Source organism: Streptosporangium sp. NPDC003464 (genome assembly GCF_053588315.1).
Map to the genome: position 1 here is coordinate 1 of NZ_JBSFPS010000261.1, position 13952 is coordinate 13952.

The 13952-nt window shown below is 72.4% G+C and carries 13 protein-coding genes; 5 read left to right on the forward strand and 8 right to left on the reverse strand.

Annotated elements, in window-relative coordinates; translation table 11 throughout:
* The coding region (locus ACWDS7_RS38825) for a DUF4349 domain-containing protein (protein WP_451933325.1) at window positions 1-457 on the reverse strand (457 nt) is incomplete at its 3' end.
* Window positions 458-588: 131 nt separating this feature from the next.
* Between ACWDS7_RS38825 and hemG the strand changes: the two genes are divergently transcribed.
* The 3 genes from hemG (at window position 589) to ACWDS7_RS38840 (ending at window position 3598) form a co-directional block, all read left to right on the forward strand.
* The gene (hemG, locus tag ACWDS7_RS38830) at window positions 589-2028 is read left to right on the forward strand and encodes a protoporphyrinogen oxidase (RefSeq protein ID WP_451933326.1); all 1440 of its coding nucleotides are present in this window, start codon (window positions 589-591) and stop codon (window positions 2026-2028) included.
* A 90-nt stretch (window positions 2029-2118) separates the two neighbouring features.
* Window positions 2119-2760 carry a hydrogen peroxide-dependent heme synthase gene (gene hemQ, locus ACWDS7_RS38835; RefSeq protein ID WP_306875617.1) on the forward strand — a complete coding sequence of 214 codons (642 nt, stop codon included), beginning with the start codon at window positions 2119-2121 and terminating at the stop codon, window positions 2758-2760.
* A gap of 325 nt (window positions 2761-3085) precedes the next feature.
* The gene (locus ACWDS7_RS38840; RefSeq protein ID WP_451933327.1) at window positions 3086-3598 is read left to right on the forward strand and encodes a hypothetical protein; all 513 of its coding nucleotides are present in this window, start codon (window positions 3086-3088) and stop codon (window positions 3596-3598) included.
* 338 nt (window positions 3599-3936) lie between these two features.
* On the opposite strand, the gene msrB is transcribed toward ACWDS7_RS38840, so the two are convergent.
* Window positions 3937-4338 (reverse strand): peptide-methionine (R)-S-oxide reductase MsrB, encoded by a 402-nt coding sequence (msrB, locus tag ACWDS7_RS38845; RefSeq protein ID WP_451933328.1) that lies wholly within the window; start codon window positions 4336-4338, stop codon window positions 3937-3939.
* A gap of 356 nt (window positions 4339-4694) precedes the next feature.
* Here msrB and ligD point away from each other — a divergent pair, with 356 nt between their 5' ends.
* A complete protein-coding gene (ligD, locus tag ACWDS7_RS38850) occupies window positions 4695-5699 on the forward strand; it encodes a non-homologous end-joining DNA ligase (protein WP_306867703.1) in 1005 nt (334 codons plus the stop codon).
* Between the two features lie 51 nt (window positions 5700-5750).
* Here ligD and ACWDS7_RS38855 read toward each other — a convergent pair whose 3' ends face one another.
* The 5 genes from ACWDS7_RS38855 to ACWDS7_RS38875 all read right to left on the reverse strand — a co-directional run bounded on the left by ACWDS7_RS38855 (window position 5751) and on the right by ACWDS7_RS38875 (window position 11846).
* Window positions 5751-7949, reverse strand: a complete 2199-nt coding sequence (locus ACWDS7_RS38855; protein ID WP_451933329.1) for an acyl-CoA dehydrogenase — start codon at window positions 7947-7949, stop codon at window positions 5751-5753.
* Between the two features lie 70 nt (window positions 7950-8019).
* Window positions 8020-9459 (reverse strand): aldehyde dehydrogenase family protein, encoded by a 1440-nt coding sequence (locus tag ACWDS7_RS38860; protein ID WP_451933330.1) that lies wholly within the window; start codon window positions 9457-9459, stop codon window positions 8020-8022.
* A gap of 90 nt (window positions 9460-9549) precedes the next feature.
* Complete coding sequence (locus ACWDS7_RS38865; RefSeq protein ID WP_306867710.1) at window positions 9550-9909, reverse strand: hypothetical protein; 360 nt, start codon at window positions 9907-9909, stop codon at window positions 9550-9552.
* A 48-nt stretch (window positions 9910-9957) separates the two neighbouring features.
* The gene (locus ACWDS7_RS38870; RefSeq protein ID WP_306867711.1) at window positions 9958-10995 is read right to left on the reverse strand and encodes an ATP-dependent DNA ligase; all 1038 of its coding nucleotides are present in this window, start codon (window positions 10993-10995) and stop codon (window positions 9958-9960) included.
* 116 nt (window positions 10996-11111) lie between these two features.
* Window positions 11112-11846, reverse strand: coding sequence for a pyrimidine reductase family protein (locus ACWDS7_RS38875; RefSeq protein ID WP_451933331.1), 735 nt, complete (start codon window positions 11844-11846; stop codon window positions 11112-11114).
* A gap of 122 nt (window positions 11847-11968) precedes the next feature.
* On the opposite strand from ACWDS7_RS38875, the gene ACWDS7_RS38880 reads away from it, so the two are divergent.
* Window positions 11969-12373: a hypothetical protein gene (locus ACWDS7_RS38880; protein ID WP_451933332.1), complete on the forward strand. Its 405-nt coding sequence runs from the start codon at window positions 11969-11971 to the stop codon at window positions 12371-12373.
* A gap of 58 nt (window positions 12374-12431) precedes the next feature.
* On the opposite strand, the gene glgX is transcribed toward ACWDS7_RS38880, so the two are convergent.
* The coding region (gene glgX, locus ACWDS7_RS38885; RefSeq protein ID WP_451933333.1) for a glycogen debranching protein GlgX at window positions 12432-13952 on the reverse strand (1521 nt) is incomplete at its 5' end.

Genomic DNA, 13952 nt, shown 5'->3' on the forward strand with positions numbered 1-13952 from the left:
CCTTGCCCAGGCGCTCCAGCACGCCGGGATAGCCCCCGGGCGGGACCTTGAAGACCAGCTGCGCGGAGCCCTCGCCGCCGGTGTAGGCGTCCGACTTCTCCATGGACAGATAGCCGCCGGCGGTGGTGACGATCTGCCGGGCCCTGTCGGCCGCCGCGGTGATGTCCTTGGCCCGGACCGTCATCTCCGCCGTGTAGATGATCGCCCGATCCTGCGGGACCAGCTTCACCTGTCCGTTCTGCCCGGGTTTCTGGTCAACCTGGCGGGGCTCGGCGCCGCGCGCGCTCCCGCCCGCGTCGGATTCCGCCTCCTTGGCCGCGGTGTTCATGTCGGCGGCGGGGGCCGGGGCGCTGAGGGGGGAACCGCTGGTCGCCTGTCCGCCCGCGCAGGCGGACAGCGACAGCGCCACCCCCGCCAACGCGACCGCCGGGCGCATGCCGTACCGGAATCTGCTCATGCCTTCCTTGACGGCCGCCGCGCCGGCGGGGTTTGGCGCAGGCAATCACGATGAAGTCACGTTCTCCATACCCGCCGATCACGGGGTGGCGGGAGCAGGGGCGGCTGCCGGGGGCGGTACGGTCAGGAGTCATGGAAGGCAACCGGTGCCATGTGGTGGTCGTCGGCGGTGGGATCGCGGGGCTGGCCGCCGCGTGGTACCTGCGGCAGGGCGGCGAAGGTGTCCGGGTGACCGTGCTCGACGGCGCCCGGCGGATCGGCGGCAAGCTCCTCGCCACCGAGGTCGCGGGGGTCCCGGTGGACGCCGGGGCGGAGGCCATGCTCGCGCGGCGGCCCGAGGGCAGAGAGCTGGCCCGGATGGTCGGCCTCGGCGACGAGTTACGGCATCCCGGCGCCACCCAGGCGGCCGTCCTGACCCGGGGCGCGCTGCGGCCCATGCCCAAGGGGAACGTCATGGGGGTCCCCTCCGACCTGACGTCGCTGGCCAGATCCGGCGTCCTCAGCCCCGGCGGCCTCGCCCGGGTGCCCCTGGACCAGATCCTCCCGGCCACGCTCATCGACACCGACGTGTCGGTGGCCGCCTACATCCGCGCCCGGATGGGCGGGGAGGTGGTCGAGCGCCTGATCGAGCCGCTGCTCGGCGGCGTCTACGCGGGCCAGGCCGACAGGCTCTCGCTGGAGGCGACGATGCCCAGGATCGCCATCGCCGCCCGCTCGGAGCGGTCGCTGCTCGCGGCCGCCCGGGAGATCGTCGCCGAGGCGCCCAAGGACGCCGGGCCCGTCTTCACCACCCTGCGGCAGGGGATGGGCGCGCTGCCCGAGGCGGTGGCCGCGGCCTCCGGCGCGGAGATCAGGACCGGCGTCATGGTGCGGGAGATGCACCGGGCCGAGCACGGCTGGCGGCTGGTGACCGGGCCGGTGCCCGAGCCCGAGGTCATCGAGGCCGACGCGGTGATCGTCGCGGTCCCGGGGCCGTCGGCGAGCCGCCTGCTCGCCGCCGAGGTGCCCCAGGCCGCCGCCGAGCTGGCCCGGATCGACTACGCCAGCATGGCCATCGTCACCCTCGCCTACCCCCGGGAGGCGTTCCCGGAGCCGCCGGCCGGCAGCGGCTATCTGGTCCCGCCCGTCGACGGGCGCCCGATCAAGGCGGCCACGTTCAGCTCGGTCAAGTGGCCGCACCTGACCGAGGCCGACCCCAACCTGATCCTGCTGCGCTGCTCGATCGGCCGCCTCGGCGAGGAGGCGGTGCTCCAGCGCGACGACGCCGAGCTGGTCGCCCTGGCGATGGCCGAGATGGTCGAGGTCATGGGTGTGCGCGGGCTGCCGCGCGACTCCAGGGTGACCCGCTGGGGCGGCTCCCTGCCGCAGTACGACGTGGGCCACCTCGACCGGGTCGCCCGCATCCGCGCCGCCGTCGCCTCCCAGCCGGGGCTGGCGCTGTGCGGCGCCGCCTACGACGGCATCGGCATCCCGGCCTGCGTCTCCACCGCCCGCACTGCGGCGGCCCGGATTCTGGACCACCTGGACCCCACGGAAGAATGGCAGAAGAGAGCCGATTCGCTGACGAGCTGACACGCCGGCGGAGCTGACGAAAGGGTGAGGACGACGGACGGGAACCCGCGGCCCAAGGCACGCGACCTGAACCAGGTGATCCGCTACACGATGTGGTCGGTCTTCAAGCTGACCGAACGCTGTCCGGGCAACCGTGAGGGCATGGCCGAGGAGGTCGAGGACCTGCTGGCCCAGATGGCGGAGAAGGACGTGGTCACCCGCGGCCTCTACGACGTGACCGGGTTCCGCGCCGACGCCGACTTCATGTTCTGGTGGCACGCTCCGACCGCCGAGGACCTGCAGGAGACCTACGCCCGCTTCCGCCGCACCGACCTCGGGCTGCTGACCGAGCCGGTCTGGTCGGCGATGGCGCTGCACCGCCCGGCCGAGTTCAACAAGTCGCACATCCCGGCCTTCCTGGCCGAGGAGGAGGCGCGCCGCTACGTCAGCGTCTACCCGTTCGTCCGTTCCCTGGAGTGGTACCTCCTGGACGACGCCGACCGCCGCCGGATGCTCGCCGAGCACGGCAAGATGGCCCGCGACTACCCGGACGTCCGGGCCAACACCGTCGCGTGCTTCTCCCTGAACGACTACGAGTGGATGCTCGCCTTCGAGGCCGACGACCTGCACCGCATCGTCGACCTGATGCGCACCCTGCGCGCCGCCGAGGCCCGGCGGCACACCCGGGAGGAGACTCCCTTCTTCACGGGGATCCGCAAGCCGGTCGGCGAGCTGATCACCGCGCTGCCGTAGCCGGGCCGCGGCCCCGCCGCCGTGGCCCGTCACCGCGGTCTGCCACCGCGGTCTTTCACTGTGGCCCGTCACCGCGCGGGGGCGTCCCCGGGGCGGCGGGAGCGCCGTCGCCCCCGGGCGCGGACGTGGTCTTTCAGGGGCGTCGTCCGGCCGGATCCGGCGAAACCTCGGATATTCTCCCGCCATTTGTCATACTCAGGGAAAATCACCTGTCTATGTGAGGCCAAGGGTGAAAAGGGGCGAAGATCTGGCACGGTCCACACGGCGCGAGGGCGCGGGACGCCGACGGCGGGCCCGGTCTCGGGTAGCCGAGGTCTCGGTGGGGGTGGCCGCGCTGGCGGTCGCCGGGCTGGCGCTGGGCGGGTCCCTGCTGCGGGCCCCGCAGCAGCAGTCGCCCTCCTACGGGCAGGCGGCCCCGGTCGCCCCTGGGGCGCCGCAGGGCGCCGCGGCGGGCGGCGGACCGGTGGCGGCGGCCGAGTCTGGCGCGGAGAAGCGGGCGGCCGACGAGTCGGAGGCGGCCGGGCTGTCCAAGCACACCGACAAGAAGGCGCTGGCCTACTTCAAGAGCCACAAGGCGGCCAAGCGGGTCAAGGACATCCGCATAGTCGGCGGCTATCTGCGGATATATACGGATCTTCCGGAGTCGGCGGGCAACTCCAAAGAGGCGCTCAAACTGTGTGAGACGGGTGTGAGCTATCTCGTCGGGGAGCTCGGGGTGTCCAGCCCGGTGGTCTTCGTCCAGGCGAAGTTCGGGGAGAACGGCAATCCGGTGCTCGCCAACATCCTCGGGCCCGGCGACTCCGACTGCCGCGTCACCCATCCCAGGCCCGGCGGATAGCGGGGCGTCCCGGCCGCTCAGGTCACCCGGACCCGGGTCTTGCCGCAGATCTTGCAGCGCTGGGTGATCACCCGGCCGATGATCTCGATGATCACCCACTTGTGCCGGATGTGCACGGCGACTCCTCGAGGAAGATCACTTTGCGGATGCGCTCGCGTACTCCGCGTGACTTCGCTCTACCCCGCCGCGGCCCGTCCTTACCTCCCGTAAAGGGGAGTGTGGCCTCATCCGGCCGCCGGGCGCGGCCCGGACCCGCCCGCCCCCGGACCCGCCCGCCACCTGGGGCCGGACCCGCCCGCCGCCCGGGCGGCCCTCCCGTCCGGGCGGCGGTCCGGCGGTCAGCCGGTGGGCTCCAGTCGGAGGGACACGGAGTTGATGCAGTAGCGGTCGTCGGTGGGAGTCCCGTAACCCTCGCCGTGGAAGACGTGGCCGAGGTGGGAGTCGCAGGCCGCGCAGCGGACCTCGACGCGGACCATGCCGAGCGAGCGGTCCTCGATCAGGGTCACCGCCTCCGACTTGGACGGCTCGTAGAAGCTCGGCCAGCCGCAGTGGCTGTCGAACTTGGTGTCCGACCGGAACAGCTCGGCGCCGCAGGCCCGGCAGCTGTAGACGCCTTCGGTCTTGGTGTCGACGTATTCTCCGGTGAAGGGGCGCTCGGTGCCCGCCTGGCGGAGAACGTGAAACTCCTCGGGAGAGAGCTGGACGCGCCATTCGGCGTCGCTCTTGACCACCTTGTCCATCTCGCCAGCCTATGCGGTCGCGGGCGCCCCCGGAGGGGCGGGCGGGGCCGGGCGCCCCGGCCGACACGCCACCCGATATGCCCGAAAAAATCTTTTAGGGCGAAGCATCCATTTATGTCTGGTTTGGCGTCTTTATCACTGTGGGGGGTTTTTCGCCTTCCTGATTGAGGGTGAGATCACCCGTCAGGCCGTCCACCGATCAACTTGGGCGGTCGAGGCCGCCGGCCGGGTGGCGCGCCAGCGCCCGGAACCGGAGAGCGAGACGGGTGGTCACAGGGTCCGTCCCGTCGAGAGCCCGGTCCCGCCGCCGTGGCGGCTCCGGGACGGGCCCGCCCTTTGTGGAGTACCTTCGATCCATGGCGTCGCCGTACATCGAACTCGCGGTCGGAGACCGGGTCGTCAAGGTCACCAACCCCGACAAGGTCTATTTCCCGGAGATCGGCGCGACGAAGCGCGAGCTGGTCGAATATTACGTCAGCGTGGGCGAGGGGGCGCTGCGCGCCCTCCGTGACCGCCCCACCTTCCTCAAACGGCATCCCGGCGGGGTCGAGTCAGAGGGGATCTACCAGAAGCGGGTGCCTCCCAAGCTCCCCGAATGGTTCGAGACGGTCACGATCCGCTTCCCCAGCGGGCGCACCGCCGAGACGCTCCGGATCACCGAGGTCGCCCACATCGCCTACTGCGCGAATCTGGGGACCATCGACTTCCACCCCTGGCCGGTCCGCGCCGCCGACGTGGAGCACCCCGACGAGCTGCGCATCGACATCGACCCGCAGCCCGGCACGGGCTTCGAGGAGGCCCGCAAGGTGGCCTTCGCGGCCGACGAGATCCTGCGCGAGCTCGGCATGACCGGCTTCCCCAAGACCTCCGGCAACCGGGGCATCCACATCAACGTGCGGATCGAGCCGCGCTGGGACTTCATCCAGGTGCGCCACGCCGCGATCGCCTTCGCCCGCGAGGTGGAGCGCCGCGTGCCCGCCCTGGCCACCACCGCGTGGTGGAAGGAGGAGCGGGGGGAGCGGGTCTTCATCGACTACAACCAGAACGCCCGCGACCGGACCGTGGCCGCCGCCTACTCGGTGCGGGCCCGGCCGCACGCCCCGGTCTCGGCCCCGCTCACCTGGGAGGAGCTGGCCGACGCCGACCCGCGCGACTTCGACATCCGGACGGTCCCGGGCCGCTTCGCCAAGCTGGGCGACGTGCACGCCGCGATCGACGACCGGGCCTTCCCGATCGACGCCCTGCTCGAATGGTTCGAGCGCGACGGCCGGGAGGACATGCCCTACCCGCCCAACTACCCGAAGATGCCCGGCGAGCCGAAGCGGGTGCAGCCGAGCAAGGCCCGCGACGACTCCCGCTAGGCGGGCCGGCCCCGCCGTACGGGATCCGGCCCCGCCGTACGCCGTGCGGGATCAGGGGTCGCGGGGGAGGCCCAGGGCGCGTTCGGCGATGATGTTGAGCTGGATCTCGGTCGTGCCGCCGCCGATGGTGAAGGCCCTCGTGGTGAGGATCATCCGGTTCCAGTACGGCGAGGCGGGGGCGATGGACCAGCAGAACTCCGAGACGGCCTGGGAGTGGCGCATGCCGAGGAGCTTGCGGACACTCGCGGCGGTCCCGGAGTCGCCGCCGGACAGCTGGGACAGGGTGACGCGCAGGCCGAGGGCGGACAGGGCCTGACCGGAGGCCCACAGGCGCCCGGCCTCCTCCAGGGCGGCCGGGCGCAGGGCGTCGGGGCCGCCCAGCTCGCCGATCAGCTCGACCATGTCGGTGTGCCGGGAGCCGGGGCCCCAGGAGTCGCCGAGGGCGACGCGCTCGTGGGAGAGGGTGTCGCGGGCGATCCGCCAGCCCTGGCCGGCCCGGCCGACCACCAGGTCGTCGGGGACGAAGACGTCGTCGAGGAAGACCTCGTTGAAGATCTCCTCGCCGTTGATCTCCTTCAGCGGGCGGACGGTCACGCCGGGAGAGGACATGTCGACCAGGAAGTAGGTGATGCCCTCGTGCTTGGGGGCGTCGGGATCGGTCCTGGCCAGGCAGATGGCCCACTGGGCCCACTGGGCCAGCGAGTTCCAGATCTTCTGGCCGCTCAGGGACCAGCCGCCCGCCACCCGGACGGCCTTGGTGGACAGCGCGGCGAGGTCGGAGCCGGCGCCGGGCTCGCTGAAGAGCTGGCACCACATGATCTCGCCGGTCAGGGTCCTGGGCAGGAAACGCTCCCGCTGCGCAGGGGTGCCGTGGCGGACGATCGAGGGGACGGCCCAGGCGGCGATGCCGAGGTTGGGCCTGCCGAGTTCCCGGAACTCCTGGTGGATGACGACCTGCTCCAGCGGTGCGGCGGCGCGGCCCCAGGGCCTGGGAAGGTGGGGCATGATCCAGCCCTCGCCGGCCAGGCGGGCCAGCCGCTCGGCCGGCTCCGCCCGGGCCAGCGACGCCACCGCGGCCCTGATCTCCGCGCGGAGGGTCTCGGCCTCCTCGGGCAGGTCGGGCTCCATCGACCGGCGGACCCCGCCGGCGGCCAGCCGGGCCACGCGCTCGGCCCACTCGCCGGGGTCGCCGCTCAGCGCCCGCAGCGACAGCGCCCGGCGGTAGTAGAGGTGAGCGTCGTGCTCGTAGGTGTAGCCGATGCCGCCCAGGACCTGGATCGCGTCGGCGGTGCACCGTACGGCGGCGTCCGCGGCGAGCACCCCGGCCGTGCCGGCCGCCAGCGCCGCCTCCTCCCCGGGGGCGTCCCCGTCGAGGGCCCGGGCGGCGTCCCACACGGCGGCACGGGCGTGTTCGAGCGTGACGAGCATCGCGGCGCACCTGTGCTTGACGCCCTGGAACTGGCCGATCGGGCGGCCGAACTGCTCGCGGACCCTGGCGTGGCCGGCGGCGGCGGCCACCGCCCAGGCGGCCACCCCGCAGGCCTCCGCGCCGAGCAGGACGGCGGCCAGGTCCGCCACGAGGCCGGAGGTCACCCCGGCCAGCACTCGGCCGTCCGGTACGGCGCGCGCCTCCACGGCCGCCAGCCGGCGTGACAGGTCGATGCCGTCGACCCCCTCGGTCCCGCAGTCGGCCCGGTCGAGGGCGGCCCAGCGGCCGTCGGGGAGCGGCAGGACGTACAGGTCGGCGTCGGGGGAGCCGAGCGCGGTCACGGCCCCGCCCGCCGCGGCCGCCGCCCGTGCCCCGCCGGGCAGGGCCACGGCTGCGGTCAGGGTGCCGTTGGCCAGGGCGGCGAGCAGGCCGTGCGCCGGCGGGGGCGCGGGCCGGGCGGGCGCGGCGTCCCCGGCAGGCGAGGGGACCGCGGGAGGTGGGGCGTCCCCGGCCGGGGAGGGGTCCGGGAGGAGGGCGGGTGCCGTCACGGCGCGGGCGATGATCGCCGAGGCCAGGACCGTGGGCAGGTGGGAGCCGGGAGCGCAGTGCTCGCCGAGCGCCTCCAGGGCGACGGCCAGCTCCGGCAGACCTCCTCCCTGCCCGCCGTGCTCCTCGGGCAGGTGGAGGCCGAGCAGTCCCTGGGCGGCCAGGGCGGCGCGGAAGGGCTCGTGGTCCATGCCCCGCGCCGTGATGTTCCGCCCGGCGAAGCCGTGGACGGAGGCCGCCAGCGCCCGGTGTTCTTCGGTGAGTCCGATGCCCATGCGCCGACTCTAGAACGATATTCGGTCCATCGTAAGGGGAGCCGCCGCGCCGCCCGCCGGGCGGCGCGGGTCACGACTGGATGATCGCCGCCTTCTCCCGGGTGTACTCCAGCACGGCGTCGTGGCCGTAGCCGGAGTCCTTGACGCCGCCGAACGGCAGGCCGGGCGGCATCTGGCGGAAGGTGTTCACCCAGACCGTGCCGGTCCGCAGCTCGGCGACGAACCGGTGGGCGCGGCCGAGGTCGCGGGTCCACACGCCCGCCGCGAGCCCGTAGGGGGAGTCGTTGGAGACGGCCAGGGCCTCCTCGTCGGTGTCGAACGGGATCGCCACGGCCACCGGGCCGAAGATCTCCTCCTGGCAGACGCGCAGCGTGTTGTCGGAGGTGGTGAACAGCGTGGGGGCCACCCAGTAACCGCCGGGCATGGACGGGACGACGTCGGCCCCGGTCCGGCCGCCGAACACCAGCTCGGCCCCCTCCTTCTCGGCGATGTCGAGGTAGGAGGTGACCCGTTCGTACTGCCCCTCGGACACGATCGGGCCCATCGTGGTGGTCATGTCGAGGGGGTCGGCCAGCGTTACGTGCGCCGCGATCGCGGTGATCCGCTCGATCATCTCGTCCCAGATCGAGCGGTGGATCAGGATGCGGGACCCGGCCACGCAGACCTGCCCGGCGTTGCCGGTGTAGATCGAGTTCACCGTCACGCCCTGGGCGGCGGCGTCCAGGTCGGCGTCGGGGAAGACGATGTTCGGGGACTTGCCGCCGAGCTCGAACGTCAGCGGCTTCAGGTGGTCGGCCGACGCCCGGGTGATGGCCTGGCCGGTCTGGGTGGAGCCGGTGAGGCTGATCTTGTCGACCCCGCGGTGCCGGACCAGCGGGTCCCCGACGTCCTCGCCGAGGCCGCTGACGATGTTGAGCACGCCGGGCGGGAGCACCTCGGCCAGCAGCTCGCCCAGCCGCAGCACGGAGGCGCAGGCCTGCTCGGCGGGCTTGACGATCACCGTGTTGCCCGCCGCCAGCGCGTAGGCCGCCTTGGCGGAGAAGGTCGAGACGGGCGAGTTCCACGGGATGATGCACAGCGCCACGCCGTACGGCTCGCGCCGGGTGAGCCCCATGCTGCCGGGGCCGAGGATCACGGTCTCGCCCTTGACCGCGTCGAGCACCTGGCCGGCGGCGATCTGCCACAGGTGGGTCATGCCGGGCAGGTCCTTCTTCAGGGTGTCCCGCAGGATGCGGCCGTTGTCGGTGGTCTCGATCCTGGCCAGCTCCTCGGCGTGCCGGGCGAAGACCCCGGCCACCTCGCGCAGGAAGTGCGCCCGGCCGAGCGCGGGCATGCCCGACCACATCGGGAACGCCTTGCGCGCCGCCGCCACGGCGGCCTCGGCGTCGGCCCTGCCGCCGGCCGGGACGCGGGCCCACACCTCGCCGGTGGCCGGGTTGACCGAATCCAGCGTGCGGCCGTCGGCCGCGGCCACCAGGCGCCCGCCGATCAGGTTGCGGTACTCGTTCACTGCTCACTCCCGCGTCGGCCGTACAGAAACGTAGCCAAGCGTACGCTTGCTTGACTACGTCGGGAAGCCGGGACCCGTGAACGGCGGGTCCTAGCGGCGCCGGCCGAGGGCGAAGGCCACGTTCACCCCCACGATGCCGAGCCAGAGGATCAGTATCACGACCACCGGGATCTCCTGGGCGGTGACGGAGATGCCGGTCGTCGCCGACGCGCCGAACACCAGGGAGACGATGGACAGCGCCAGCCGCTGGCCGGCGTCCACGGACGGGCGGACCGCCGGGGCCTCCTTGCGGGAGCGGGCGGCGATCCGGTCGTCCACCCGCCGGTCGATCTCCTGGTCCATCTTCTCCAGGAAGCCCTCGACCAGGGAGTCTTCGTAGTCGGGGCCGAGGTCGCGGCGGGCCGCGACGGCGGCCCGCAGTTCGTCGTCAGAGGAGGATGATCTCACCATAGTCGAGATATATCGCCTCATGGCGCCCGTGTCTACGCGGAGGCCGCCCTAACCGGCCAGGATGTCGTCCAGGTCGTAGGAGAGCGGCCGTTCGAGCTGCTCGAAGGTGCACGACTCGGGGGTGCGGTCGGGGCGCCAGCGGCGGAACTGGGCGACGTGCCGGAACCGGCTGCCCTCCATGTGGTCGTAGGCGACCTCCAGCACCAGCTCCGACCTCAGCGGCACGAACGACAGGTCCTTGGTGGCGCTCCACTTGGAGACCGCGCCGGGCAGCGACTCGGCGCTCCAGGGGTGGCCGTCCTGGCTGACGTACGGGGCGAGCTCCTCGACCAGCTCGGCCCGGCGCTTCATCGAGAAGGCCGCCGCGACGCCGACGTGGCGGAGCGTGCCGCCGGAGTCGTGCAGTCCCAGGAGGAGGGACCCGACCACCGGGCCCGACTTGTGCCAGCGGTATCCGGCCACCACCACGTCGGCCGTCCGCTCGTGCTTGACCTTCGACATCACCCGCTTGTCCGGTTGGTACGGCAGGCCGCCCGGCTTGACCACGATGCCGTCGAGTCCCGCGCCCTCGAAGGTGTCGAACCACTCGGCCGCCTGCTCCTCGGACGTGGTGACCGGTGTCAGCCGGATCGCCCGCCCCGCGCCGCCGAAGATCGACTCCAGCCGCGCCCGGCGTTCGGAGAACGGGGCCTCCAGCAGGGACTCCTCGCCCAGGGCCGGCAGGTCGAAGGCGATGAACGACGCCGGGGTCTGCTCGGCCAGCAGCTTCACCCGGGAGGCGGCCGGGTGGATGCGCTGCTGCAGGGCCTCGAAGTCGAGCAGCTGGCCGTCGCGGACGACGATCTCCCCGTCGACCACCACCCGGTCGGGCAGCTCCGCCTTCACCGCCTCGACCAGCTCGGGGAAGTAACGGGTGAAGGGCCGCTCGTTGCGGCTGCCGAGATAGACCTCGTCCCCGTCGCGGAACACCACGCACCGGAAGCCGTCCCACTTCGGCTCGTAGAACAGGGTGCCGTCCTGCGGCGGCAGGCCGTTGACGGTCTTGGCCAGCATCGGCGCGAGCGGTGGCGCTATCGGCAGTCTCATCCCGCGGCCCCGGCCGGACGGACGGCGGCGGGGACCCGGCCGCGGTGCTCGACGTCGGACTCGTTCTGCTCGTCCACTACGGCTCCGAACATGTGTCGTCGTGCCCGGCGGTGAACTCACCTCACCGGTTCACCAGGGCTCCGAATATATCTGGTGAACAGGAAACCGTCCTCCTCCAGCACGTGGGCCAGGTGGAGCCGGGTGAGCGAGGCCGGGCCGTCGAGGACCCGGGAGGCGTCCCCGCCGATCAGCATCGGGCTCAGCGTGAGGCAGAGCTCGTCGACCAGGCCGGCCGCGGCGAGCTGGGCGTTGATCTTCGCTCCGCCCTCGCACAGCACCCGCCCCAGGCCGCGCTCGCCGAGCTCCCCGACCGCCGCCGCCAGGTCCACCCGGTCATGACCGGCCACGATGACCTCGGCGTGCCGGGCGGCCTCCTCTCGCCGGTCCCTGGGGGCGGCGTCGCAGGTGATGACGATCGTCCGGGAGTCCGGCCCGGCCTCGGTGAACAGCGGGCCCGTCAGATCCAGGTCGAGGCGCCGAGTCACCACGGCCACCGGAGGGGCGGCCGGACGGCCCTCGCGCAGCGGGCGCCACGACTCCCTCGGCCGGGCCGGGCCGTACCCCTCGGCCCGCACGGTCGCCGCCCCCGCCACGATGACGTCGGCCAGCCCGCGCAGCACCCCGAAGACCCGCCGGTCGCCCTTGCCCGACAGCCCGCCGGACAGCCCCTCCAGCCAGGTCCCGCCGTCGGCGCTGGCCACCATGTTGACGCGGACGCACCGGCCGTCCGGATAGGCGTAAACCTGGGCGAGGTCGACGTCGCCGGAGGTCATGGGATGGATGAGACGCATCCTCCTACCTTGGCACAGCGCCGGTCGCCGGGTTCCCCGGCATGGTCGATAACGGATTCGACGCGCCTGATGACTTCGGTTGACTCCCGTTACATGATTCTCATGGAGATCCAGGAGGTTCCGTGGGGCTGGTCGCGATCGTGACATGGTTGATCACCGCGATGGTCGGGATCTACCTGCTGTATCTGTGGCTGTCCGGCGGGGGTCTGCGCCAGCAGGCGACGAAGGTCACCCGCTTCCCCACCGTGCTGGTCTTCGCCCATCCGGGGCTGGCGGTCTCCGCGCTGGCCTGCTGGATCGTCTACGTGCTCACCTCCGAGCGGGCCTTCGCGTGGCTGTCGTTCGGGGTGCTCGCGGCCTCGGCGCTGCTGGGGTTCACCATGTTCACCCGCTGGCTGGGCGGCGGCCGCCACGCGCGCGGCGCCGAGCAGCGCCTGCCCGTCCTCGCCGTCGCGCTGCACGGCGTGGCCGGGGTGACCACGTTCGTCCTGGTGCTGCTCACCGCCGCCATCGCCACCGGGCTCTGACCCGCCGGCCCGCGCGCCCGCCCGCGGGGCACGCCCGATCACCGGCGGCCGGCGGGACCTAGGTCCTGGGGCAGCGCAGGATCTGCATGGAGCGCGACGTCACCGGCACCACGGCCTCCGGCGGCCAGACCCTCTCGGCCGACCGCCCGTCCACCGGCCTGTCGTCGGCGGTGTCCAGCACGGTCCGCCACTCCGTCCCGTATTTGGCGTCGGGGACGGTGAAGTCCATGTCCTCGTGATGACCGTTGATCAGCAGCAGGAACGAGTCGTCCAGGATCGGCTCGCCGCGCGGGCCCGGCTCGGTGATGGCGTCGCCGTTGAGGAAGACGGTCAGGGACTTGGCGTAACCGGTGTGCCAGTCGGAGGCCGACATCTCCTCACCGGCCGGGGTGAGCCAGACGATGTCGCGGGTGCCGTCCTCGGCCTTGCGGCCGTGGAAGAACCTGCGCCGCTGGAAGACCGGGTGCGCGCGGCGCAGCCCGGACAGGCCCCTGACGAAGTCCAGCAGGTCCTCCTCTCCCTCGACCAGCGACCAGTCGACCCAGGAGATCTCGTTGTCCTGGCAGTAGGCGTTGTTGTTGCCGCCCTGGGTCCGGCCGAACTCGTCGCCGGCCAGCACCATCGGCACGCCCTGCGAGATGAAGAGGGTGGCCAGGTAGTTGCGGCGCTGGCGGTGGCGCAGGCGCACGATCTCCGGATCCTCCACCGGGCCCTCGGCGCCGCAGTTCCACGACCGGTTGTCGTCGGTGCCGTCGCGGTTGTTCTCCTCGTTGGCCTCGTTGTGCTTGCGGTCGTAGGAGACCAGGTCGGTCAGGGTGAAGCCGTCGTGGCAGGTGACGAAGTTGATGGAGGCCACCGGGCGGCGGCCGGAGGTGGCGTAGAGGTCGGCGGACCCGGTCAGCCGGGAGGCGAACTCGGGCAGCGCGGAGCCGTTCCCCCGCCAGAAGTCGCGCACGCTGTCGCGGTATTTGCCGTTCCACTCCGTCCACAGGGGCGGGAAGTTGCCGACCTGGTAGCCGCCGGGGCCGACGTCCCACGGCTCGGCGATCAGCTTCACCTGGGAGATCACCGGGTCCTGCTGGATCAGGTCGAAGAACGCGCTCAGCCGGTCGACGTCGTGCAGCTCGCGGGCCAGGGCGGCGGCCAGGTCGAACCGGAACCCGTCCACGTGCATCTCCATGACCCAGTAGCGCAGCGAGTCCATGATGAGCTGCAGCGCGTGGGGGGAGCGGACGTTGAGGGAGTTGCCGCAGCCGGTGTAGTCGAGGTAGTAACGCCGGTCGCCGTCGTGCAGCCGGTAGTAGGCCGTGTTGTCGATGCCCCGGAAGCCCAGCGTGGGCCCCATGTGGTCGCCCTCGGCGGTGTGGTTGTAGACCACGTCGAGGATGACCTCGATCCCGGCCTCGTGCAGCGCCCGCACCATCGCCTTGAACTCCAGCACCTGCTCGCCACGCTGCCCCGAGCTGGAGTAGGCGTTGTGCGGGGCCAGGTAGGCGATCGTGTTGTAGCCCCAGTAGTTCGTCAGCCCCCGGGCGACCATCGCGTGCTCGGGCACGAACTGGTGCACCGGCATCAGCTC